The sequence below is a fragment of the Parasphingomonas puruogangriensis genome (genome assembly GCF_036663635.1).
Taxonomy (GTDB): Bacteria; Pseudomonadota; Alphaproteobacteria; order Sphingomonadales; family Sphingomonadaceae; genus Sphingomonas.
The window spans coordinates 1-1,139 of the sequence record NZ_JAXOJI010000037.1; the positions used below are offsets into that span (position 1 = coordinate 1).

Here is a 1,139-nt window from a genome sequence, read left to right on the forward strand (position 1 = left end):
TCGTAAACGCCTTGCCCAAGGGGTGCGAACTGGTCTGCCATGACGGCAATTACCTGCTGCCTGCCGGAAGCGTCACAACTGGAAGCGGTGGGCAGTATAAAATCTACACGCCGTTCATGCGGGCCTTGTGGCAGCATATGCCGCCGGCTGAGCCATTGGCATCACCTACCAGCATAACCGCTCCGGTAACTTGGCTTGACAGCGACGATCTTAAGAACTGGGGCTTGCTTCCGACACAACCAGACTGGGCAGGCGGAATGGCCGACATGTGGATGCCGGGAGAAAAGGGCGCGCAGGCACGGCTCGCGGCATTTGATGACAAGGCCCAGTTTTACGACGAAAAGCGCAACCTGCCGTCAGTTGAGGGCTCGTCTTTCCTTTCCCCACACCTGCATTTCGGCGAGATTTCGCCCGCTACCTGCTGGCATGCGACGATGCATGCAGGCGGGTCAGTCGATGTCTTCCTGAAAGAGTTGGTCTGGCGCGATTATGCGCAGAATGTGATTGTCCAGTTTCCCGAATATGGGGCGAAGAACGCGCGCGAGGCCTTCGACAAATTACCATGGCGTGATGTGTCCGATCCAGCGGTCGAGGCCGATTTTGTTGCATGGACCAAAGGGCGGACGGGCTATCCCATTGTCGATGCCGGGATGCGGCAATTATGGGCGACCGGGTGGATGCATAACCGCGTGCGGATGATCACCGCGTCCTTCCTGATCAAGCACTTGTTAATTGACTGGCGCGAAGGCGAAAAATGGTTCTGGGACACGCTCGTCGATGCCGATTATGGCAGCAACAGCGTCAATTGGCAGTGGACCGCGGGCACAGGCGTCGACAGCAACATGTTTGTGCGAATCATGGCGCCATTGTCCCAGTCGGAGAAGTTCGACGCGGCCCGATATATCCGCGAATGGGTGCCGGAACTCTCAGAATTGCAAGAGCCCGCTATTCATGACCCTGACGAGTTTGGCGCGCGCCCGAAGGGTTATCCGCGCAAAGTTATTGGCCACAAGGCCGCTCGCGAACGGGCGCTAAAGGCGCATGAGGCGGTGAAGGGGTAGGGGCGTGTTGAGTACAATGGTCATCCTGAACTTGTTTCAGGATAACGCACAACAGTCGCTTGTTATCCTGAAACGAGT

1 protein-coding gene is annotated in these 1,139 nt (G+C 57.2%); it reads left to right on the forward strand.

Annotated features, from left to right (window positions below; translation table 11 throughout):
- A partial coding sequence (locus U1739_RS21015; RefSeq protein ID WP_332710565.1) for a cryptochrome/photolyase family protein occupies positions 1–1,061 on the forward strand: 1,061 nt, incomplete at its 5' end.
- Between the last annotated feature and the right edge of the window lie 78 nt (positions 1,062–1,139).